Source organism: Acinetobacter sp. 24-47-64 (assembly GCF_057737055.1).
This window is the reverse complement of sequence record NZ_CM173215.1, coordinates 541849-562529: the sequence shown is the minus strand read 5'-3', so window position 1 is coordinate 562529 and position 20681 is coordinate 541849. Positions and strand designations below refer to the sequence as shown.

General features: G+C 40.2%; 18 protein-coding genes. 10 read left to right on the top strand and 8 right to left on the bottom strand.

From position 1 onward, the window contains the following. Positions 1-8: 8 nt before the first annotated feature. The 4 genes from AC1M85_RS02735 to cysM are packed head-to-tail and all read right to left on the bottom strand — an operon-like array spanning position 9 to position 5504. On the bottom strand, positions 9-2315 hold the full coding sequence (locus tag AC1M85_RS02735; RefSeq protein ID WP_035265331.1) for a RelA/SpoT family protein: 2307 nt from the start codon (positions 2313-2315) through the stop codon (positions 9-11). Between the two features lie 53 nt (positions 2316-2368). Then, positions 2369-3736, bottom strand: coding sequence for a 23S rRNA (uracil(1939)-C(5))-methyltransferase RlmD (gene rlmD / locus AC1M85_RS02730; protein WP_488213503.1), 1368 nt, complete (start codon positions 3734-3736; stop codon positions 2369-2371). A 9-nt stretch (positions 3737-3745) separates the two neighbouring features. Then, positions 3746-4567, bottom strand: a complete 822-nt coding sequence (locus AC1M85_RS02725; protein ID WP_481591539.1) for a 3'-5' exonuclease — start codon at positions 4565-4567, stop codon at positions 3746-3748. A 16-nt stretch (positions 4568-4583) separates the two neighbouring features. Beyond that, the gene (gene cysM, locus AC1M85_RS02720) at positions 4584-5504 is read right to left on the bottom strand and encodes a cysteine synthase CysM (RefSeq protein WP_035265328.1); all 921 of its coding nucleotides are present in this window, start codon (positions 5502-5504) and stop codon (positions 4584-4586) included. A gap of 151 nt (positions 5505-5655) precedes the next feature. Between cysM and AC1M85_RS02715 the strand changes: the two genes are divergently transcribed. From AC1M85_RS02715 to AC1M85_RS02690, 6 genes are all read left to right on the top strand, one after another. Further along, positions 5656-8460: a GacS-like sensor histidine kinase gene (locus tag AC1M85_RS02715; RefSeq protein ID WP_488213502.1), complete on the top strand. Its 2805-nt coding sequence runs from the start codon at positions 5656-5658 to the stop codon at positions 8458-8460. A 110-nt stretch (positions 8461-8570) separates the two neighbouring features. Beyond that, entirely contained in the window at positions 8571-9359 is a 789-nt protein-coding gene (locus tag AC1M85_RS02710) for a crotonase/enoyl-CoA hydratase family protein (RefSeq protein WP_481595058.1), read from the top strand. Between the two features lie 38 nt (positions 9360-9397). Beyond that, a complete protein-coding gene (locus AC1M85_RS02705) occupies positions 9398-10270 on the top strand; it encodes an NAD(P)-dependent oxidoreductase (protein ID WP_481595057.1) in 873 nt (290 codons plus the stop codon). A gap of 12 nt (positions 10271-10282) precedes the next feature. Then, positions 10283-11056 (top strand): hydroxypyruvate isomerase family protein, encoded by a 774-nt coding sequence (locus tag AC1M85_RS02700; RefSeq protein WP_481593321.1) that lies wholly within the window; start codon positions 10283-10285, stop codon positions 11054-11056. Between the two features lie 99 nt (positions 11057-11155). After that, complete coding sequence (rsfS, locus tag AC1M85_RS02695; protein WP_481610023.1) at positions 11156-11563, top strand: ribosome silencing factor; 408 nt, start codon at positions 11156-11158, stop codon at positions 11561-11563. Between the two features lie 103 nt (positions 11564-11666). After that, a complete protein-coding gene (locus AC1M85_RS02690; protein WP_481613244.1) occupies positions 11667-12284 on the top strand; it encodes a GNAT family N-acetyltransferase in 618 nt (205 codons plus the stop codon). A 41-nt stretch (positions 12285-12325) separates the two neighbouring features. On the opposite strand, the gene AC1M85_RS02685 is transcribed toward AC1M85_RS02690, so the two are convergent. The 3 genes from AC1M85_RS02685 to AC1M85_RS02675 are packed head-to-tail and all read right to left on the bottom strand — an operon-like array spanning position 12326 to position 15237. Then, positions 12326-13771, bottom strand: coding sequence for an NAD(P)(+) transhydrogenase (Re/Si-specific) subunit beta (locus AC1M85_RS02685; protein WP_488213501.1), 1446 nt, complete (start codon positions 13769-13771; stop codon positions 12326-12328). 3 nt (positions 13772-13774) lie between these two features. Continuing rightward, positions 13775-14098 carry a proton-translocating transhydrogenase family protein gene (locus AC1M85_RS02680; protein ID WP_035265316.1) on the bottom strand — a complete coding sequence of 108 codons (324 nt, stop codon included), beginning with the start codon at positions 14096-14098 and terminating at the stop codon, positions 13775-13777. An 11-nt stretch (positions 14099-14109) separates the two neighbouring features. Then, on the bottom strand, positions 14110-15237 hold the full coding sequence (locus tag AC1M85_RS02675; protein WP_488213500.1) for a Re/Si-specific NAD(P)(+) transhydrogenase subunit alpha: 1128 nt from the start codon (positions 15235-15237) through the stop codon (positions 14110-14112). A gap of 797 nt (positions 15238-16034) precedes the next feature. Here AC1M85_RS02675 and AC1M85_RS02670 point away from each other — a divergent pair. After that, positions 16035-16958 (top strand): DMT family transporter, encoded by a 924-nt coding sequence (locus AC1M85_RS02670; protein ID WP_481587564.1) that lies wholly within the window; start codon positions 16035-16037, stop codon positions 16956-16958. Between the two features lie 53 nt (positions 16959-17011). Here the strand turns inward: AC1M85_RS02670 and soxR are convergent, their stop codons facing one another. After that, positions 17012-17512, bottom strand: a complete 501-nt coding sequence (soxR, locus tag AC1M85_RS02665) for a redox-sensitive transcriptional activator SoxR (protein ID WP_035265311.1) — start codon at positions 17510-17512, stop codon at positions 17012-17014. Between the two features lie 66 nt (positions 17513-17578). Between soxR and AC1M85_RS02660 the strand changes: the two genes are divergently transcribed. The 3 genes from AC1M85_RS02660 (at position 17579) to AC1M85_RS02650 (ending at position 20549) form a co-directional block, all read left to right on the top strand. Then, positions 17579-18031, top strand: coding sequence for a RidA family protein (locus AC1M85_RS02660; protein ID WP_481587565.1), 453 nt, complete (start codon positions 17579-17581; stop codon positions 18029-18031). Then, a complete protein-coding gene (locus tag AC1M85_RS02655) occupies positions 18024-19226 on the top strand; it encodes an MFS transporter (RefSeq protein WP_035265309.1) in 1203 nt (400 codons plus the stop codon). Before AC1M85_RS02660 ends, AC1M85_RS02655 begins: the two co-directional genes overlap by 8 nt. Positions 19227-19379: 153 nt before the next feature. Continuing rightward, positions 19380-20549: a zinc-binding dehydrogenase gene (locus AC1M85_RS02650; protein WP_488213499.1), complete on the top strand. Its 1170-nt coding sequence runs from the start codon at positions 19380-19382 to the stop codon at positions 20547-20549. The last annotated feature ends 132 nt before the right edge of the window (positions 20550-20681 follow it).

Genomic DNA, 20681 nt, shown 5'->3' with positions numbered 1-20681 from the left:
GCTTTTTTTTAATTTCCTTGAACCAAACGTCTTGCGCTAATGATGCCTGGTTGCTGTTCCAATCGAGCCAACAAGCGAGACAATTGAGCCAAACCTTTGACCTCAATCAATAGTTTCATATTGGCAATACCATCCGCTTCCGAAATAGTATTCACTTGGCGAATATTAATCTGATCTGAAAAAATCACTTGGGTTAGATCCTTCAGCAGTCCTCGACGATCATAAGCCTCAACCACAATTTGGACACTCTGCCCTCTTGTGGGTTGCATTTCCCAATCTGCTTCAACAGCGCGTTCAGGTTCTTGGCTGATCATACGCACATAATCCGGACAAGCCACCTTATGAATACTCACGCCACGATTGAGTGTGATATATCCAGCAATCGACTCACCATGAACAGGCTGACAACATTGTGCAATATGTAGTTCAACATTATCCAAACCGTCAATCAGAATCCCATGCGCTGATAATGTATGACTCGCCCGTGGATTTAATGCTGGCTTCAGCACTAACTCAGGCTCATCTTGATCCAAGTGCATATGACGATTGACTTGATTAATCAATGCATGAAGACTGATATCTCCACTCACCAAGGATACAAGAATGTCCTCACCTGTTTTAACGTTAAAGTGAGCACAATAATCACTCAAATCAATACTTTTTGGGTGAATTGCAAGACGTGATAATTCCTTGGTGAGAATCTCTCGACCGACTTCTAAGTTCTTACTACGGTCTTGCTGTCTGAACCAATGGCGCAACTTGTCTCTTGCACGTGCTGTCTTGATATAACCTAAAGAGTTCACCAACCAATCACGATTTGGCTCACGATCTTTCTTGGTCAAAATCTCGACTTGTTCACCTGTTTTTAATGTATAAGTCAGTGGCACATAACGTTGGTTTACACGTGCTGCATAACACTTGTTGCCAACCTCCGTATGCACATGGTATGCAAAATCTAAAACGGTTGAATTACGTGGTAATTCTTTGATGTCACCATCACGACTAAAAACATAAATTTTTTCAAAATCTTCAAAATCTTGAAGCTGATTGAAATTTTCAGTTTCGTCTTCATTCGGATGCGCACCTGCTTCATTTCGTTCTTGATAATGCTCAAGCACGGAACGTAAAGAGTGTAAACGATGATTAAATGAATAATCTGTAGTTTTCGCACCTTCTTTATAATTGAAATGAGAACAAACGCCTAACTCAGCTTCTTCATGCATTTCAGTGGTTCTGATTTGTATCTCTAAAGATTTATTTTCAGCAATCACTGCAGTATGTAAAGAGCGATAACCATTGGCTTTCGGGTTAGTGATGTAATCATCAAATTGATGGGGAATATGACGCCAGATTTGGTGTACGATCCCCAAAGCGTGATAACACTCAGATACATTTTGAACTAATACACGAACAGCTCGAATGTCATATAGCTGATCGAAACTTAAGTTTTTGCTTTTCATTTTTCGATAAATCGAATAAATGTGTTTCACACGACCTGAGATTTCAGCCTCAATGCCATGCTTCAACAACTCACTTTTCAGCTTATCGACCACGAATTGAATATATTGTTCGCGCTCTAAGCGTTTTTCATTGAGTAAAGATGCAATTTCTTTATAGCGCTCTGGTGCTAAATAACGGAATGCAAGATCTTCAAGTTCCCATTTTAACTGCGCGATACCAAGACGATGCGCCAAGGGCGAGTAAATGGTCAAAATTTCTCGTGCGACACGCTCTTGACGCTCTTTTGGAGAGTTTGCCAACTCACGCAAAGCCAGCGTACGCTCAGCCAACTTGATTAATACAACGCGAACATCCTCTGTTACTGAGATCAACATCTTGTAAATCCCAGTTAAATGTTCACGCTGATTATTATTGAAGTGATCTTCTAAACGTTTATTTTTTTCGATCAGCTCTGACAACTTACCCATTGCCAAAGTGCCTTTCACCAAATTGTAGACACTTTCACCAAAGCTTTTACGAATCTCCTCAAGCGACGTCATGCCCTCACGCACACTACGATAAAGCATCGCTGCTGACAAAGTATCTTCATCAACATGTAGGTGAGCCAAAATATCTGCCATACCTAAGCCAGTCGCGAAGGTATTGGTTTTATGATGGTGATCAGAAGTCAGTTCTTTTTTTAAAACACTAAGAGCGACTTCTTCTAATTTTTTAAGTTCTGCACCGTCTAAAATAATCCGCGCACGGTCTAGCCAAGTTGCTAAACCAAGTTGCGCTTCAGCGGCATGTTCTACAGTCGTTTCCTCAGACAACTCAGTCAGTCGTCCAGGTAACTGCTCACGTACTGTGACCATACCCTTCTCCTTTTTTAAATCTAATCTTCATTTTATTAAATCAACACTTAGCACTAGCTTTTTTCAAATAAAGCAATAGATTCAACATGGCCTGTATGACTGAACATATCCATCACACCAGCTTTCTTCAACTGATAACCATGTTGTACTAAAATCCCTGTATCACGTGCTAATGTAGCAGGATTACAGGAAACATAGACGATTTTTTTTGCACCAAAATTTGGCACATAGTGCATAATTTCTTCAGCTCCAGCGCGTGGAGGGTCTATTAAGAGTGCATCGAACCCTTGATTTGCCCAAGAATGTTGCGAAAAATCTTGCGTTAAATCCTGAGCATAAAATTTTACGTTTGTGATGCCGTTTTTCAGTGCATTTTCTGTCCCACGCATCACCATTTCCTCACTTCCCTCCACCGCGACGACCTCACCCCGTGTTACAGAACGTGCAAGTGGCAATGAGAAATTCCCTAAACCACAGAATAAATCAAGAACACGCTCATTTCCGCTCAGGTCAAGCAATTCACATGCCAGCTTCACCATTTGTGGATTAATGGTGGGGTTAACCTGAGTAAAGTCAGTCGGTTTAAATCCAAACGTCACGTTAAAATCCAGTAGTGAGTAATGTAATCGCTCAGATAGGTCACCATCCGCACGATGAACACTACTTACACCAGCTGGTTGCAAATAAAGCTGCCATGATCTTTCTAACGCAAATTCACGCAGTTGGTTGACATCATTTTGCAGTAATTTGTTGGTATGACGTATCAAAAGTGCAACCTCTTGATCTCCTTTCGCCAATTCGATATGACCTATATCTGCTTTTGCTTTTAGATTTTCAAGGAGTACCTTGAGGTGAGGTAACGCAGCATCTAGCTCTGCATCTAAAATTTTGCAGGTTTTAATTTCAGTAAGCTGATTAGATTGAGCCTCACGAAAACCCATGACTAATTTATTTTTTTTAGCAATGTAGCGAACGCCAATACGAGCCTTGTGACGATAATCTTCACGTGTCGAACGCAATGGTTCTAGCCACGACTCTGGAAGAGCACCTGCAAAGTGGGTGAGATGCGACTCTAAAACTGATTGTTTTAAACGAATTTGTTCATCTAATTTTATGTGCTGCATATTACAGCCTCCACATTTTCCAAAATGTGGACAAACTGGCTGTGTACGAATTGGACTCGGCGCCCCAATCAACTGCACACAATCAGCTTCTTCTAATTTTTTTGCCTGATGGGTAATTTGAGCTTCTACTGTTTCTCCTGGCAGTGCAAAACGAATAAAGACCTTTTTACCCAATTTGTCTTGAGGATGTTCCTGTCCTTGAAAATGTGCGATCCCTCGCCCTTCGTGTGAAAGTCTCTCAACTGTAAATGTATAACGAGGAAGTTGAGATGAGCGATGTGCGGCACGTTGTTTCAAAGAGATAACCTAATGTTGAGTTGATTTAAAATCCGAAGCGGTGAAGTCAGTTTTTTCAGCAGATTCTTGCCAAATACGCAAAAATTCTGTTTGCTGGGGTTGACCTTGAAGATAATGAATCGTCGCTTGAATCCACAGACGATGATCTTCAGGCAAAATCTGTCCTTTTAACAATACATAGCGCAGATAGACTAACCATGTGTTTAAAACATCCCCTTCACAATAACTGGTTAATTCTATCCAATTATTGTTACGAACATATTCAGGGATAAAATAACCTGGTGTTCCGCGCTTACCCGGGTAACCGAGCATATAAGCGACATCATCCAGTTTTTGGAAGTGACGCGCATTAAACATTGCCATAAAATCCATCAAATCAATATGACGATGATGGTAACGATTCTGGTAGTTATTATAGCGCTTTTGTGTATCAATTTCGCCTTGATCAAACAGACTTGGCGCAGACAACCCATGATACATTGCTCTATACATAATAACAGGCAGATCAAATTGGGAGCCATTCCAACTGACTAAAGTCGGATTACGTTTATCAAAAATTGATAGAAATTTTTGTAAAATTTCAGGTTCTGAATAATGTTCACGACTGAATGAAAATAATTTCATTCCCGCCTTTTCATCAATCCATAGTCCTGAAATACAGACAATTTCATGTAAAGCAAGTCGCTGAAAGTCAGTGCCCGCTTCTTGACGTCTTAACTTACTCAGCGCTTGTTCAATACTATCTTCTGGTAAATCTAAGCCATATAGATGCGCTCCTGATTTAAGATCGGTCAATGTTTCAATATCAAACACTAAAACAGGTAAGCGCATATAGATTTACTCGAATTTATTGTTCATCTTCTACAGAGAATAACCCCGTAGAGAGATAACGATCACCACGATCACACACGATACATGCAATCACAGCACTAGGATGTTGTTCAGCGATTTTTATTGATGCCCAAACTGCACCACCAGAAGAAGTACCAGCACTAATTCCTTCCTTACGTGCCAATTGACGAGCCATTTTTTCAGCTTCAATTTGTGGAATATCCATAATTTGATCAACACGAGAAGCATCAAAAATCGTCGGTAAATATTCTTGAGGCCAACGGCGAATACCTGCAATATTCGACCCTTCAGATGGCTGTAAACCAATAATTTGAATATTTGGATTTTGTTCTTTGAGGTATTTTGAAATCCCCATGATGGTTCCCGTTGTTCCCATCGAACTTACAAAATGCGTAATTTTACCGCCAGTTTGTTGCCAAATTTCTGGACCAGTTGTCAAATAGTGTGCTTGGACATTGTCTGGATTACCAAATTGATTGAGTACTAAACCTAGACCATCTTTTTCCATTCGCAATGCGATATCACGAGCTTCTTCCATATTCTCGGATTCAATAAGCTCAGCACCATACGCACGCATTGCATCTTTGCGCTCTTGACTAGAGCTTGCAGGCATAATCAATTTCATTTTATAGCCACGCATTGCCGCAACCATGGCTAATGCAATACCTGTGTTACCGCTAGTCGCTTCGATCAGCGTATCACCTGGCTTAATGTCACCACGTTTTTCAGCTTGCATGATCATGTTATATGCTGGGCGATCTTTGACAGAGCCCGCTGGATTATTACCTTCCAGTTTTGCCAATACAGTCGCTTGAGTATGACTTGCCAGACGCTGTAACCTAACCAATGGGGTTTTACCCACATAGTGGTCTAATAAAAAATCGTCTGATTGAAAATCTACTTGTGTATTACTCATTATTTGCACCCATATTGAGGTGCAGGTATTGTATGAAAAAAAGTATCTCACTGCATCAATTTCAAAGGCTTTTTAATGAGGGTGATTAAAGCACCATCATTTTTTTAAAGCGTGCTAATATGCCCAACATGGGGAATGAGTCACTCTGCACATGTCGAATTTGAATAAAAAAATCTTCAATCGCTTAAAACTAAACCATGCTTATGGGCAATTGATTGCCCTCATTTTTGTACCCATTGCGGTACTGGCAAGCGTCGGCTCTGCACTGGTGCTCACAGAAACGTCTAATTCCGCAAAATCAGAACAACGCTTTGCCGCAAATGCAATTTTAAGTCGTTATAAATACACGACAGAAAACCTACTTATTGCGCTTGAAAAAAACCCCTCACAAGCGCAACAAGACCGCGCTAAAAGCATCTTACAAAAGATGTTTAATGAAAAATATTTACTCAGTGTCGCAGTCCTAGACCAACAACAAAAACCTTATTTTGGGTTAGGCTATCGCAATGAAAAACCTTGGCCTAGCTTCCCGACCAATGTACAAACATTTGGTCCGATTAAAGATCAACATAATCATATTTATGGCTTAGCATTAAATACGCCTGATCAAAGTAAAAAATGGCTTGTTATCGAGCTAGATAATCAACCTCTCGCCATCTCTCAATATCGTGTTTTCATTGTACTGATCACGACGGGTTTGTTGACACTTTTACTCTTATTACTGTGCTTGAACTTTTATTCACGACGTTGGATTGCACCTATGTACGAAATACGTATGCAATTACAGCGACTCAATGCAGACACACTCGACCAACACATGGTCATCAATAGTACTGGCGAGTTAAGGTTACTCCAACGTGATATTGCGAATGTCGTGAAGCGTCTACATTTCAGCTTTTTAGAGCTGAAGGAACATACCGAGCAGACCGAAGACGATTTAAGACGTACGCTTGATACACTTGAAGTGCAAAATATTACTTATAAACAAGCACGCGATCAGGCCATCTCATCCAATCAGGCAAAATCTGTTTTTCTTGCCAATATCAGTCATGAGTTGCGTACCCCGCTGAATAGTATCGATGGTTTTATTCACTTGTTATTGCGCCAAGAGAATCTCAGCAATGATCAAAGCCTGTATTTGCAAACGATTCGCAAATCATCAGCACATCTTTTAGCACTGATCAATGATGTCTTAGACTTTTCAAAAATTGATGCCGGTAAACTTGAATTAGAAACCGCATCATTTGATTTAGAAGAAGCGATCTTCGATGTTATGGACATGTTGTCGCCATTAGCCGCACAAAAAAATATCGATATGGCCTTCTACTATGCCGATAACATTCCAAAGTATGTGATTGGCGATGCTTTACGTTGTAAACAGATTTTGACTAACCTGATTTCAAATGCCATTAAATTCACTCCTGATGGTGAAATTATTGTACGTGTTCGCATGGAGCATGACGATCTAGAATATTGCCTATTGCATTTCAGTGTTCAAGATAGTGGTATTGGATTAAGTGGTACAGATCGTAAACGGTTATTTGAATCATTTTCTCAAGGCGATGCTTCCGTTACTCGTCAATTTGGTGGCACAGGTTTAGGGTTAGCAATCTCAAAACAATTGGTCAGTCTTATGCATGGACAAATTGGCTTTGAAGATAACCAAGAACGTGCCCCAACTGAAAAGGGTTCAACATTCTGGTTTACTGCGAAATTTGCGGTTGATGAATATGAAATTATTCATCCGCAATTCCATGACATGCGTGTCATCTCCTATTTAGCCCACCCTGCAACTGCGAATGTTTTACGTCATTATTTAGAAAATTATGGTGTTGAACACACAGAAGCTCAATCCATTCTAGATTTATTCAGCCGTCTAAATGGTTTAACACATCAACCTGAAAATACGTGGTTGATTGTAGATCACAGTGGTGATCCAGAGGCTTTATTAAAAGAGATTCGCGGACGTTATCAAGGTCACTTAGCCGTATATGGCTATCAGATGGCGCTCGACCTCAACATGTTGAATGAATACAAAGCGAGACCACTGTATCAACCTCTGAGCCGTTCATCATTAATTCAGCTTTTGGAAAATCAGCCAATATTTGAAGTAGAACCTCATGATAACTTTAAAGCCCTTAATTTACATGTACTTGCAGTAGATGATCATCTACCAAACTTAATCGTTTTAGAAGCTTTGCTCGGCGAAATTAATGTTCAAACAACTAAAGCGCAAAGTGGACAAGAGGCACTACAAATTTTACAACAACAGATTCAAAATGATGAAAAGCCGTTTGATCTGATATTTATGGACATTCAAATGCCAGTGATGTCCGGCATCGATACGACTCGTGCGATCAGGTCACTAGAATCCACCATCGAGGGACGTCACACACCGATCATTGCACTTACAGCACATGCTTTAGCAGATGAGAAACAAAAGTTGCTTAAAGTCGGCATGGATGACTATGTCACCAAACCAATCCAAATGGATCAGATTATTCAAATTCTGACCCATTGGAGCAGTGATAAGTTTATTCATCCAATTAAATCCCAAGAAAAAACTTTACGTATCGAAACCTTAGATCATCAGGTTTTAGATTGGAAACAGTGCGTTCAATTGGCAGCGAATAAAGAAGATTTAGCACAAGATTTATTGAAGATGCTGGTAGATAGTTTCCCAAATGAACTTGCTGAAATAGAACAACTCATCGAACTTGAAGATTATCCGCAGCTCGAACATGTATTACACCGTTTATATGGGGCAACACGCTACGTCGGCACTCCGAATTTACAAAGCATCACAGGTGAATTTGAACAGTTCGTTTCAACGCTGCGTAAAGAGCGTAGAAAAGCAGATGAGCAATTTATTGAAAATGTGATGAAACGGCTGGATGAATTAAAAGATGCGATTGTACAAGTAAAAGAAGCAGCCGAGTCTATTTTGAATCATTAATAGACGATCAACGCACTGTATTAGGCAATACGTGATGACTCTACTGTCACGACAGTCTATTTTGGACATGTTATGCTTAAAACAAGAAACAATAAACTCGAGTCACAATAATGGCTGTAATACGTGTAGAAAAAAATAATGGAATTGCGACGGTTTTTCTGAATCGTCCCGACAAACGTAACGCGATGAGCTTTCAACTTTTGAAAGAGTTGGTGCAAGTCGCAAAAAAAATTAAATCTGATCGTACTATCCGCTGTGTGATTCTCACTGGTGAAGCCAACGTATTTAGTGCAGGTATTGATTTAACAGACCTGAATAATCCACAAAATCGTGCTTATGCCGCATGGGAACTCATTAAGCCTGGTCAAAGTCTATTTCAAAAAGCTTTTTTAATCTGGCAAGAACTCCCTGTTCCAGTCATTGCAGCTATTGATGGGTATTGCTTCGGTGCAGGTATGCAATTGGCTTTAGCGGCTGATATTCGAATTGCTCACCCCAATACCCAAATGTCGATCATGGAAACCCGTTGGGGCTTAGTTCCAGATATGGGGTTAACGCGCTCAATCAAAGGTATTATTGGAGTCGACCTAGCCAAAGAATTATCATTAACAGCACGTGTATTTGATGGTGAATATGCCAAAGTAATTGGATTGATCACGCATGTTGATGACAAGCCGATGCAAAAAGCTCAACAGCTTGCCGAAGAAATGTTGCAACGCTCACCAGATGCCTTAGCCGCAGTCAAACAAGTCTTAGATGCAATGGAACACGCACCCCAAAAATCACTTCGTCTTGAGAAAATTTGGCAACTCAAATTACTCCTTGGCAAAAACAGTCAAATCGCGCGTAAAAAAGATAAAAATCCAGATTTGGAATTTTTACCACGTCAATTCAAATAAATTGGTTTTCAAACTTAGATAAGGGATTAGCTTCAGTAATGATTAACGATCAAACTAAAATCGCGTTCTTAGGTATGGGTTTAATGGGTAGCAGAATGGCGACTCGATTGATACAGGCTGGGTTTTACACTGCTGTCTGGAACCGAAGTCCAAACGCATGTGAGCCGTTAATCCAGCTTGGGGCACATCCCCTTCAACTCTCTGAGATAGCACAATTTGATCTGATCCTAACTTGTTTAGCCGATGACAATGCGGTAGAGGCTGTTTTTTCTCAAATTGAATCACTGATTCAACCCGAGCAGATTATTGTGGACTTCTCGAGTCTATCTGTTGATAAAACTAAAAATCTTGCACAACGTGCAACTGCTAAATCAGCGCATTGGATAGATTCTCCTGTGTCAGGTGGAACAGCTGGTGCTGAAAATGGCAGTTTAGTTATTTTTGCTGGCGGACCATCGAGCATCATCGAATCTTTACAACCAATGTATCAAGTTCTTTCACAACGTGTAACCTGTATGGGTGGAACTGGAACAGGACAAGCCACCAAAATTTGTAATCAACTCATCGTTGCTGCAAATAGCACACTCATCGCAGAAGCTGTTGCTTTAGCAGATCAGGCGGGTGTTGATACTCAACTGCTTGCACCTGCCTTAGCAGGTGGATTCGCCGACTCTAAACCTTTTCAAATTTTAACACCACGTATGGCAACGCACGAGTTTGAGCCTGTGCAATGGAAAGTTCAGACGCTGTCTAAAGATTTAAATAACGCCTTGAGTTTGGCTCGACAATTTGACCTTAATATTCCTGTCGCTCAACAAGCCTTAGAACAATTGAAAGCGCATCAATCCAACGGCTTTTCTGAATCAGACCTTGCCTCAGTCATTCTGCAAGTTGAACAAAACAATAAATAGGTCGCATTCAATATGAAGCTCGCTGTCAATTTATCGATGATCTTTACAGAAGTTCCACTCATTGAACGCTTTGCGCTGGCTGCTGAATATGGGTTCCAACATGTAGAAATTCAATTTCCATATGAGCTGAGTATTAATCAAATTCAGCATGAACTCAATGAACATCAACTTAGCTTGTGTCTCATCAACGTTCCTGCCGGAGATTTAATGCAAGGCGGATGCGGATTAGCAAGTAGCCCAAGTAAAACTGATGAATTCAAACAAGCTGTTGACTTAGCGATTGAATATGCATGCTCACTCAATATACCTCGAGTGAATATTTTGGCTGGCAAGCAACCAGATAATGTTGAATATCAGGTCTGCTATGAAACCTTAGTCTCAAATCTTAAATTTGTCAGCGAGATCTTCACAGCGCATGGGATTCAACCCGTTTTTGAGATGATTAATGGCTTTGATATGCCCAACTTCATGATTCAAACAATGCATCAAGCCAAAGAGTTACTGAAAGACGTCAATCATCCAGCTCTAAAAATGCAATTCGATTGCTATCACATGGCTAGAATGCAAGAAGACCTGATTCTGTCACTCAAAGAAAATATGCAACACATTGGGCATATCCAATTTGCAGATGTACCAGGTCGCCATGAACCACTCACAGGGATAATTGACTATCCCGCTATTTTTGAATGCATTGCAAATAGCATGTATGAAGGATTTGTCGCAGCCGAATATCGCCCCCAATCTCATTCAACAGATTCTTTCGAATGGAAAAATAAACTTCTTTAATATCATCATATTGTGGTATAAAATTTGTTCAAAGTTTGAATTTTCAAGCAGAAAGCGCTATAGTGAAAGATGAGTTATAGTCAGGAAAATACACTTCTCATGAATTTAGAACCATCGCCCGGCGCTTCTAATTCTCACGAACTCTCTTTGAATTCTCCAAAACAAGACGTTCAAGCTTGCTTAAAAGTTGTTCAAGAAGCATTACTTGACGTTAAAGCAAAAGAAATCACAACGATTGATGTTAGCGAAGTGAGCAATGTTGCAGATGCAATTGTCATTGCTTCAGGTACTTCTACACGTCACGTGAAAGCGCTTGCAAACAACGTCGCTGATGAAGCACGTAAAGCAGGTTTTCGCCCTATCGGTATTGAAGGCGAAAGCGATGCAGAATGGATCCTTGTTGATCTTGGCGCTGTTGTAGTACATCTGATGTTACCTACAGCACGTAAGTTTTATGATTTAGAAAACTTATGGCGTAATGCTTCAACTACAGAGTCTGTAGCATAAACATATTAAAGCGACCTTCTTGGTCGCTTTTTTATACTTTGCATTTTATATTAATAACAATAAAGCCAACAAAAAAGAACTCACTAATTTGGTTTACCTTGATATGACCATGATAAAAGCCACAAGAACAGATCACGATGCATTGGTAGAAACATTAAAGCAATCCTTTTGGAACGAAGAGTTTTGCAACTGGGCGATCCAAGCTGAAAAACTGAGTTTCCAACAAAAACATGCAAAACTTGAGCAATTCTTTAGTATTCAATTGAAAGATATCGCTCAACCATATGATGAAGTCTATACCAATCCCGATCGCTCAGTTGCTGCACTTTGGATTCCGCCAAATCAGTGGGATTTAAACCTCATTCAGCAGGTTAAACTACTCCCTCAATTAACGAAGATTATCGGTTTAAGACAACTGGTGAAATTTATTCACATCATTAATCTAGTGCAGAAACATCATCCCAGTGAGGCGCATTATTATTTACAACTCATAGGTGTAAGTCCTGACCACCAAGGACAAGGCTTAGCCAGCAAAGTCTTAACACCTATTCTTACAAAGAGCGATCAACACGGTATCCCATGTTATTTAGAAACTGCAACACCAAGCAATGTTGGACTCTATCGTCATTATGGATTTGAAGTGATCTTTCACCTTCGCGATCTGCCCTACGATGCACCTGAAATTTGGGGAATGTGGCGAAAACCTACACATGAAAAATAAAAAAACCACCCGAAGGTGGTTTTTTAAAAACAAGCTATGAATTAGTGACCTGTACCATTAATGGCTTTCGTCATATCTTCAACAACTTTCTTCGCATCACCAAAGATCATCATTGTTTTGTCGTTATAGAACAAGTCATTATCAAGACCCGCATAACCTGTCGCCATAGAGCGCTTGATCACCATAATGGTACGAGCTTTATGTGCTTCAAGAATAGGCATACCATAAATTGGTGAGTTTGGATCATCTTTCGCTGCAGGGTTAACGACGTCATTCGCACCGATGACCAATACCACATCTGTTGCTGGGAAGTCTGAATTAATCTCATCCATCTCTAAGATGTCTTCGTACGGAACATCTGCTTCAGCTAAAAGAACGTTCATGTGACCAGGCATACGACCAGCCACTGGGTGAATCGCAAAACGTACTGTTACACCTTGCTCTTTCAATAAGTTTGCAAGCTCTTTCACCGCATTTTGAGCACGACCTTGCGCCATACCATAACCCGGTACAATTACAACACTGTCTGCATTTGACATTAAGAAACCAGCATCGTCAGCAGAACCAGAACGGTAGTTGCGTTGAACTGCTGCACCAGCTGCTGCTGTCGGTGCTGCAGCACCACCCATTGCACCACCAAACAATACGTTGATGATTGAACGGTTCATTGCTTTACACATAATATAAGACAGAATTGCACCTGACGAACCTACAAGCGAACCTGCAACAATTAACATGTTGTTTTCAAGCGTAAAACCAATCCCTGCTGCCGCCCATCCAGAGAATGAGTTAAGCAAAGACACCACAACTGGCATATCACCACCACCAACAGGCGCAATCCATACCCAACCAAAGGCTAAAGCAAGTGCTGTCATTGCCCAGAACGAGGTCATGTTACCCGTCAAGAAGAAGTGAATCCCTGCTGCTAGCATAGCAATAAAAATTAAAGCTTGAACAGGTTTAACCCATGCACCTGAAATCGTTTTTGCCCATTGCTTTGCCGCCAATTTACCATAAGCAAATACCGATGCAGTGAATGTAATGGCACCAACGAAACATCCTACGAATAATTCGAATAAATGTACGCGACTCATTTCATGGAAGTTCATACCATTTGCAGCCAGTAAGTCTGGCCCAAGCTCGACGAGCTTGTTGTTGTGAATAATTGCAGCGATCGCAATCAACACTGCAGCAAGACCCACGAGTGAGTGCATGAGAGCAACTGTTTCTGGCATTTGTGTCATAGGCACTGTACGAGCTCGAGCAATACCAACAATCGCACCCAATACCATTGCACCGACAATCATCCATACCACAGGATTATCAGCAACAAAGAAAGTTGTTAACACGGCGATTGCCATTGCAATCATACCGTAACGGTTACCTGCAATTGCTGTCTTAGGACCAGACAAGCCACGCAAAGTTAAGATAAAAAGAACGGCACCGATTAGGTAAAACCAATCCGCATACTCACGAATAAATTCCATGTATTAACCCTCTTTTTTCTTTTGCTTTGGCTTAAACATTTCAAGCATACGAGCGGTTACAGCGAAGCCACCGAAAATATTAATGCTTGCTAAGAAAACAGCGATCGCACCTAATACACTCACCACATTGATGGTTTGAAAATCAACAGCCCCCTCAACACCCATAACAGGTAGACCAACAGTTTGGATCATCGCACCGACAATAATAATTGAGGACAATGCATTCGTTACGGCCATCAGCGGCGTGTGAAGCGCAGGTGTCACTCCCCAAACAACGTAATAACCTACGAAGATTGCGAGGACAAAAATTGTAATAGTTTCAACCATGATCAGTCTCCTTAACCACGCTTCAACAACACTTGACCACCATGAGTGACAAGCAATGCTTTTTGGATTTCATCTTCTTGATTAATGCTGTAGTTTTTATCTTGATCAAAAAGCGTTTCAACAAAGTTATAAACGTTACGTGCATATAGCGCTGAAGCTTCTGTAGAAACGGTCGCTGGAATATTTGGAATACCCAAAATTTTCACGCCATTATCAGTCACAACAGTTTCACCGCATTTTGAGCCTTCAACGTTACCGCCAGTTTCAACTGCCATATCGAGGATGACTGAACCTGGTTTCATTTTGGCAACTGTTTCAGCTTTAATTAAGCGCGGTGCATCACGACCTGGTAAAAGCGCCGTCGTGATCACGATGTCAGCATTCGATACCGCTTTGTCTACAATTGCAGCTTGGTCTTTAATATATTGTTCACCAGGCATCCAACCATAACCATTTTTTGCAGCTTCATCGGCACGCGCTTGCTCTTCTGCTGACATTGGTACGTCTAACCATTTACCGCCTAAAGATTCAACTTGATCTTTGGCTGTTGGACGTAAGTCTGTCGCTTCAACAATAGCACCTAAACGTTTGGCTGTTGCAATCGCTTGTAAGCCTGCTACACCAACACCCATAATGACTACACGAGCTGGTTTAACCGTACCCGCCGCTGTCATTAACATTGGGAACATACGTTGGTACTCTGCCGCCGCAAGAAGCACAGATTTATAACCTGCCAAGTTTGCTTGTGATGACAACACGTCCATATTTTGGGCACGAGATAACGTACGTGGTAATAACTCAAGTGCAAATGCAGACACTTGCTGAGCAGCGAATTGATCAAGTTCCGTATTACGGTACGGATCAAACATCGCAACCACTGTGGTGTTTGGGGCTAATTTTTGTATTTCTTCGCCTTTAGGTGCGCGAACTTTTAAAACCAATTGACTGCCGGTATAAGCATCATCAACAATTTTTGCACCAACCTGTTCATAGGCACTATCAATATAAGCAGCTTTAACACCTGCATTACGTTGGATAACGACATTGTGACCAGCACCAATTAACTTCTTTACTGTTTCTGGTGTCGCAGCTACACGACTTTCACCAACTACAGTTTCGGTAGGGATTCCGATCTGCATGAGCATTCCTCAAGCTAATTTTTCTTAAAGTAGATATCGCATTCCTGCGATATACCCCTGGATGTATTCATGTGAATTTTTTGGATTCTAATTGAACTTTTTTAAATTACCACCCAATATTTATTTAATAAATACCCTCATTTTGAACTCATGATTCACAATCATCACAAAATTTCATGGTATTTGATCTATCATTTTCATAAAAAATAGTTCCAGATTCGTTCAATTTTCGATCCATTTTTTAACAAAAAAGAAACTTTTTTCTAATTTATCGTCAGTATAGGGAGCTTGACTTTATTAAGCTTTGATCATTCTGACATTTTTTAGCTTTCTTTTTATCCCTTTTGATTGTGTTAAAGCGCCGTGCATGTCACATTTTTAGTTGCTTCTTTCATTCTCATAAATCTCAATTTGCCGAATTGACAAAAAATCAGACTAATCGATTCAAATTCTCACGACATTCTTAAAAATTATAAATAAGACAAAATTTAGATAAATCTTGGTTTTAAAATTGAGCTTAAATTTTGGCTGAACATGAAATACAAGCTGACTGATTCTTGAAAAGAATGCTTACAAACCGTGCAAAAAAAATTTGAAATATTTTTTTGATGTATTTTTTGGGTTGATAGACCACTGTTTTTTTCATATTACGCACCACAATGATGCATTTAAACAAAAAATCAAAACGCCTTATGTCGCTAGGTAGGTGATTAAGCGAAAATTAGAGATTGAATTTTAGAGCTTACAATGAAGATTGGCTTATACTTCCATTACTTAAAAATTGATTTTTAACATTTATGGTACTTAAGCTGACTCCCACTCAGTTAGGGAGTTTATGTGCGCTGTTGGCAGCATTCTTGTTTAGTAGTAAAGCGATCTTAATCAAACAAGCTTATGCAGTTTCTGAAGATGTTGATGCAACATTGCTGGTTGCCTTAAGGATGCTCAGTGCCTTACCCGTTTTTCTTTTTATTTGTTGGTTGAACCGACACCGTAATCGCGGATTTTCAGCGCAGGATTGGGCCCTACTCCTCGTTGCTGGTTTGATTGGATATTATTTTTCAAGTTGGCTCGATTTTATGAGTCTGATGTACATCAGTGCCTCTTTGGAGCGTATTATCCTATTTCTATATCCCACCATGACAGTAATTGCATCAAGTGTAATTTTCAAACATCCTCTTTCAATGAAGACTATTTTTGCGATTGGACTAAGTTATGGCGGCACGCTTATAGTGATGCTCCAAGAACAAAGCAATGTGCCTCATGAAAGTAATTTTTGGCTAGGTGTGAGTTTAGTTTTCGCAAGCGCGATTTGCTTTGCGAGTTATCTATTGATGACTCCAAAATTAATCCAAAAATTTGGATCGTGGAATTTTACGGGCTTAGCAATGTCTATCGCCTGCTTAGGGACGATTCTTCACTACTTTATTGCTCAGCCAAGTCCTATATCCAATATCCTTCAACAACCTATAGAAATAATCGGATATGGTGTTGCATTAGGTATTGGGGTAACGGTGATTCCAACTATTCTCATTGCGCAAAGTATTGCTCGTTTAGGTGCTTCTCAAACAGCCATGATTGGTTCACTTGGTCCAATTCTGACCATTATATTGGCAACTATCTTTTTAGGGGAATCAATGAATATGATTCAATGGTTTGGTTGTGCGCTGAATATATTGGGTGTGATGATGATTACGCTTTCCAAAACTAAACTGAAATAAAGACAACATTAACCTCACAGTTCAAATTTCAAAATAATGCTTCACGATGAAACTTAGTCTTCATAGTGAATTTCTATTTTCCCTTGATCATCGTCAAATTTAATGTCGAGTGGAACAAAGTGGGAACCTGACGATGTAGACCCCATTTGATCATTTTCATTTCTTAGTGGGCATTCAGTTAAAGATAAGCACCCACAACCAATGCACCAATCCAGTTGTTGACGAAGTTGAAGCATATTTAAGATTTTTTGATCTAAAATTTTTTGCCATGCACTCGATAATGCGGTCCAATCTGATTTAGTCGCGGTTTTATTCTTAGGGAGTATGTTAAATGCTTGCTTCACTTCAGAGAGTGAAATCCCAACCTGCTGTGCCACTTTGATGATGGCAATCCTTCTCAGCATATATCGTGGATATCGCCGTTGATTTCCTTCCGTCCGCACACTCCAAATAAGAGCTTTGTCTTCATAAAATCTGAGTGCTGCGACCGATACACCACTTCGAGCAGCTAACGCGCCTATACTGAGCCACTGTTGTAATTTTTGTTCTTCCATGCTCTTGACCTCAAGTTAAGTTGAGCTTTCATAATACTTTTCTAAGCTTAATCCAGAGAAGATAGAATGACAAAACCAAATAAGCCACCATTTAGTTTAACCACTAAAAATCCACCTCAGCTTTATTCCCCAAGGCAATTTGGATATAGCCACATCTGTGAGGTCAAACACTTCAACACAGTCGTTCATATATCAGGTCAAGGTGGTGAAAATGCCGAAGGACATTATTCCACTGATTATTCAGAACAACTCAACCAAGTCTTCGAAAATCTCAAAATCGCTCTCAGCTATGCACATATCGACTTTTATAACATTGCTGTTCTAAGCGTATTGATTGTCAATTTTGACCAACAAAAACATCACCTGTTAAATCTGAAAATGAATACAATATGGAAAGATCAAAATTTCCCAGCATGCACACTAATCCCTGTGTCTCGCTTGGCATTAGACGCCATGCAAATTGAAATCGAAGCCACAGCTTACTGCTCCTCATCCACTGAGCCATTTATTCATGTATAACGATCTTGACGATTTAAATAAAAAAGACATCACGAATGACACTGCTTTACTTTGGTTGATGGCCATTGCTTGTGGTATTTGTGCAGGCGCTAATTATTATTCGCAACCCTTAATTCACTCTGTTCAACTTTACTTTAATGCCCCTGCAACAGATGTGGCATTAACTGTTACTTTGGCTCAAGTCTCTTATGCTGTCGGACTGCTTTTTATCGTACCACTTGGTGATATTCTCAATAAAACGAAATTAATCCCATTTTTAATGTTCTTTGCAGCAGTGGGATTATTTATTTGTGCTTTTTCGCTCAACCTTTATATGTTATGGGCTGGCACAATTATCACTGGGCTTTTCTCGGTTGCAGCACAAATTTTGATTCCGTTTGCCACGATGGCGGTTCGACCAGAACGAACAGGCGAAGTCGTCGGGTTACTGATGAGCGGATTATTGGTAGGCATTTTAATTTCGACCAGTTTAGCTGGTTTGTTATCCAACTTATTTAATTGGCAGCTCATTTATATCGTCAGTGGAATTTTGATGTTAATGGTCGCTGTGGTACTTAATATTCGTCTGCCTTATATTCCTAGCTCTAAAATTAGTTATTTTGCTGTGTTTAAATCCATGGGGCTGCTACTTAAAGAAGAGCCTCGTTTAATCTATCGCTCTATCATTGGTGCCTTTGCATTTGCAACGATGAGCATCCTCTTCTCAACCATTTCTATTTTACTTAAATCCTCTTTTTCTCTTGAAGATGTCATGGTGGGTTTAGTCACTTTGGTTGGCGTATTTGGCGCCTTGTCCACCAAGAAAATTGGTAAGATCGCCGACCGTGGTTACGTCAAACAAATCACTTGGTTTGGCATTTTAATCCTAGGTAGCGCATGGATATTCCTTTATTTAGGTGCATTCTATTTAAGTTGCTATATCATCGGTTTTGGACTGATGAATCTCGGTCTAGCATTGGTGCATAGTAGCAACCAGAATGTGATTTTTAATTTAAGACCGGATGCTAAATCTCGTGTAAATTCACTTTATATGACCAGCTATTTCATTGGTGGCGCAAGTGGTTCCGCGCTAGGAATTTATGCTTGGGATCATGGTGGATGGGCAATGGCGTGTATCGTAGGATTAATCCTGGTCAGTTGTACGGCACTATTCACGCTAGTGGATCAACGTTATCATCGAACCCAACTCAGTTAACTCATAAAATATGCATGTTAAGCCTCTATAAATGGAGGCTTTTTCAATAATTTAGCCTCTGCAGTCATCATTCAGTCCTCTAAAGCTGTGTATCTCTTGTGCGTAATCACACACACTGTTCACTATCATTATAAAAAATATTCGTGGACAAGAATGAAAGCTGTTGTATGTCATCAAAATGAATTAACACTTGAAGATGTCAGCCATCTAACACCATCACAAGGACAAACTTTATTAGAAGTTGTGCGATGTGGTATTTGTGGCAGTGATTTACATATGCAACATAGTTGTGACCACATGCATGAACTTACGGCTAAAGTGGGTCTAAAAGGTGTTGCAAAGTCAACAGACCGTTTTGTCATGGGGCATGAATTTTGCGGTCGTGTTCTAGATTATGGTCCTAAAACTAGAAAAAAATTTAAAACAGATACCTTAGTTTGTGCGATGCCACTATTGAAAGTTGATCAGTGGGGTTATCAAGCTACTGGTCTTTCCCCTCAAGCTTCTGGTGGTTATGCCGAACAAATCTTGGTGCAATCTCAACTCATGTTTGCGGTGCCAAATGGATTACATCCCGATCTTGCAGCAATGACCGAGCCAATGGCGGTTGCTTTACATGCAGTACGTCGGAGCAGAATAAAGAAATCAGAACCCGCAATTGTTATTGGTTGTGGTCCAGTAGGCTTAGGTGTCATTTTAATGCTCAAAGCGATTGGTGTGAAAAAAATTATTGCCAGTGACTTCTCACCAAATCGCCGTCGGCTGGCTCAACTTTGTGGTGCAGATGTCGTCATTGATCCTAAACAATCCTCGCCTTTTGAGAGTTGGAAAGAATACGGTTTATTGAGTGATGCTTCTGAAGCGATTAACTATGGAATCGGTATTTTTGAAAAGATTCAGTCTATGCATATTCCATGGTGGCATGCGTGGCGTGTGGCTGACAAATTAGGTGCTTTACCCAAACGTCCTGTGATTTTTGAATGTGTCGGGATGCCAGGCATCCTTCAACAGATTATTAACGGTGCGCCATTATTTTCTAAAATTATCGGTGTGGGTGTATGTATGCAATCCGACAGCATCGAACCCGCTTTGGCTTTAAACAAAGAAATCGAAATCCAGTTTGTGATTGGTTATACGCCACTTGAGTTCAGAGATGCGCTCCATATGATCGCTGAAGGTCAAATTGATTGTTCTCCTCTGATAACGGGCGTTGTAGGTCTTGCAGGAGTCAAAGATGCTTTTCAGGCCTTAGGTGATCCTGAACAACACGCTAAAATTTTGGTCGACCCCAAAAAGACCGGATCTGATATCAGTGCACTTTAGATAATCTTTAGGTTCTATACGACATAAGTGCTCAGCGATTTTTTTACTATGGGGCTCAAACTTGATCAGAGTCCTTATTTATCCTGCGTGATACTCAATCGAACTTTAAAATTTTAATTTCATCTATGAATA

Excerpts from the sequence above, each read along its gene's own strand:
- AC1M85_RS02735 (WP_035265331.1), bottom strand. The coding sequence starts at position 2,315 with ATGGTCACAGTACGTGAGCAGTTACCTGGACGACTGACTGAGTTGTCT.
- AC1M85_RS02725 (WP_481591539.1), bottom strand. The coding sequence starts at position 4,567 with ATGCGCTTACCTGTTTTAGTGTTTGATATTGAAACATTGACCGATCTT.
- cysM (WP_035265328.1), bottom strand. The coding sequence starts at position 5,504 with ATGAGTAATACACAAGTAGATTTTCAATCAGACGATTTTTTATTAGAC.
- AC1M85_RS02715 (WP_488213502.1), top strand. The coding sequence starts at position 5,656 with ATGTCGAATTTGAATAAAAAAATCTTCAATCGCTTAAAACTAAACCAT.
- AC1M85_RS02710 (WP_481595058.1), top strand. The coding sequence starts at position 8,571 with ATGGCTGTAATACGTGTAGAAAAAAATAATGGAATTGCGACGGTTTTT.
- AC1M85_RS02705 (WP_481595057.1), top strand. The coding sequence starts at position 9,398 with ATGATTAACGATCAAACTAAAATCGCGTTCTTAGGTATGGGTTTAATG.
- AC1M85_RS02700 (WP_481593321.1), top strand. The coding sequence starts at position 10,283 with ATGAAGCTCGCTGTCAATTTATCGATGATCTTTACAGAAGTTCCACTC.
- rsfS (WP_481610023.1), top strand. The coding sequence starts at position 11,156 with ATGAATTTAGAACCATCGCCCGGCGCTTCTAATTCTCACGAACTCTCT.
- AC1M85_RS02690 (WP_481613244.1), top strand. The coding sequence starts at position 11,667 with ATGACCATGATAAAAGCCACAAGAACAGATCACGATGCATTGGTAGAA.
- AC1M85_RS02685 (WP_488213501.1), bottom strand. The coding sequence starts at position 13,771 with ATGGAATTTATTCGTGAGTATGCGGATTGGTTTTACCTAATCGGTGCC.
- AC1M85_RS02680 (WP_035265316.1), bottom strand. The coding sequence starts at position 14,098 with ATGGTTGAAACTATTACAATTTTTGTCCTCGCAATCTTCGTAGGTTAT.
- AC1M85_RS02675 (WP_488213500.1), bottom strand. The coding sequence starts at position 15,237 with ATGCAGATCGGAATCCCTACCGAAACTGTAGTTGGTGAAAGTCGTGTA.
- AC1M85_RS02670 (WP_481587564.1), top strand. The coding sequence starts at position 16,035 with ATGGTACTTAAGCTGACTCCCACTCAGTTAGGGAGTTTATGTGCGCTG.
- soxR (WP_035265311.1), bottom strand. The coding sequence starts at position 17,512 with ATGGAAGAACAAAAATTACAACAGTGGCTCAGTATAGGCGCGTTAGCT.
- AC1M85_RS02660 (WP_481587565.1), top strand. The coding sequence starts at position 17,579 with ATGACAAAACCAAATAAGCCACCATTTAGTTTAACCACTAAAAATCCA.
- AC1M85_RS02655 (WP_035265309.1), top strand. The coding sequence starts at position 18,024 with ATGTATAACGATCTTGACGATTTAAATAAAAAAGACATCACGAATGAC.
- AC1M85_RS02650 (WP_488213499.1), top strand. The coding sequence starts at position 19,380 with ATGAAAGCTGTTGTATGTCATCAAAATGAATTAACACTTGAAGATGTC.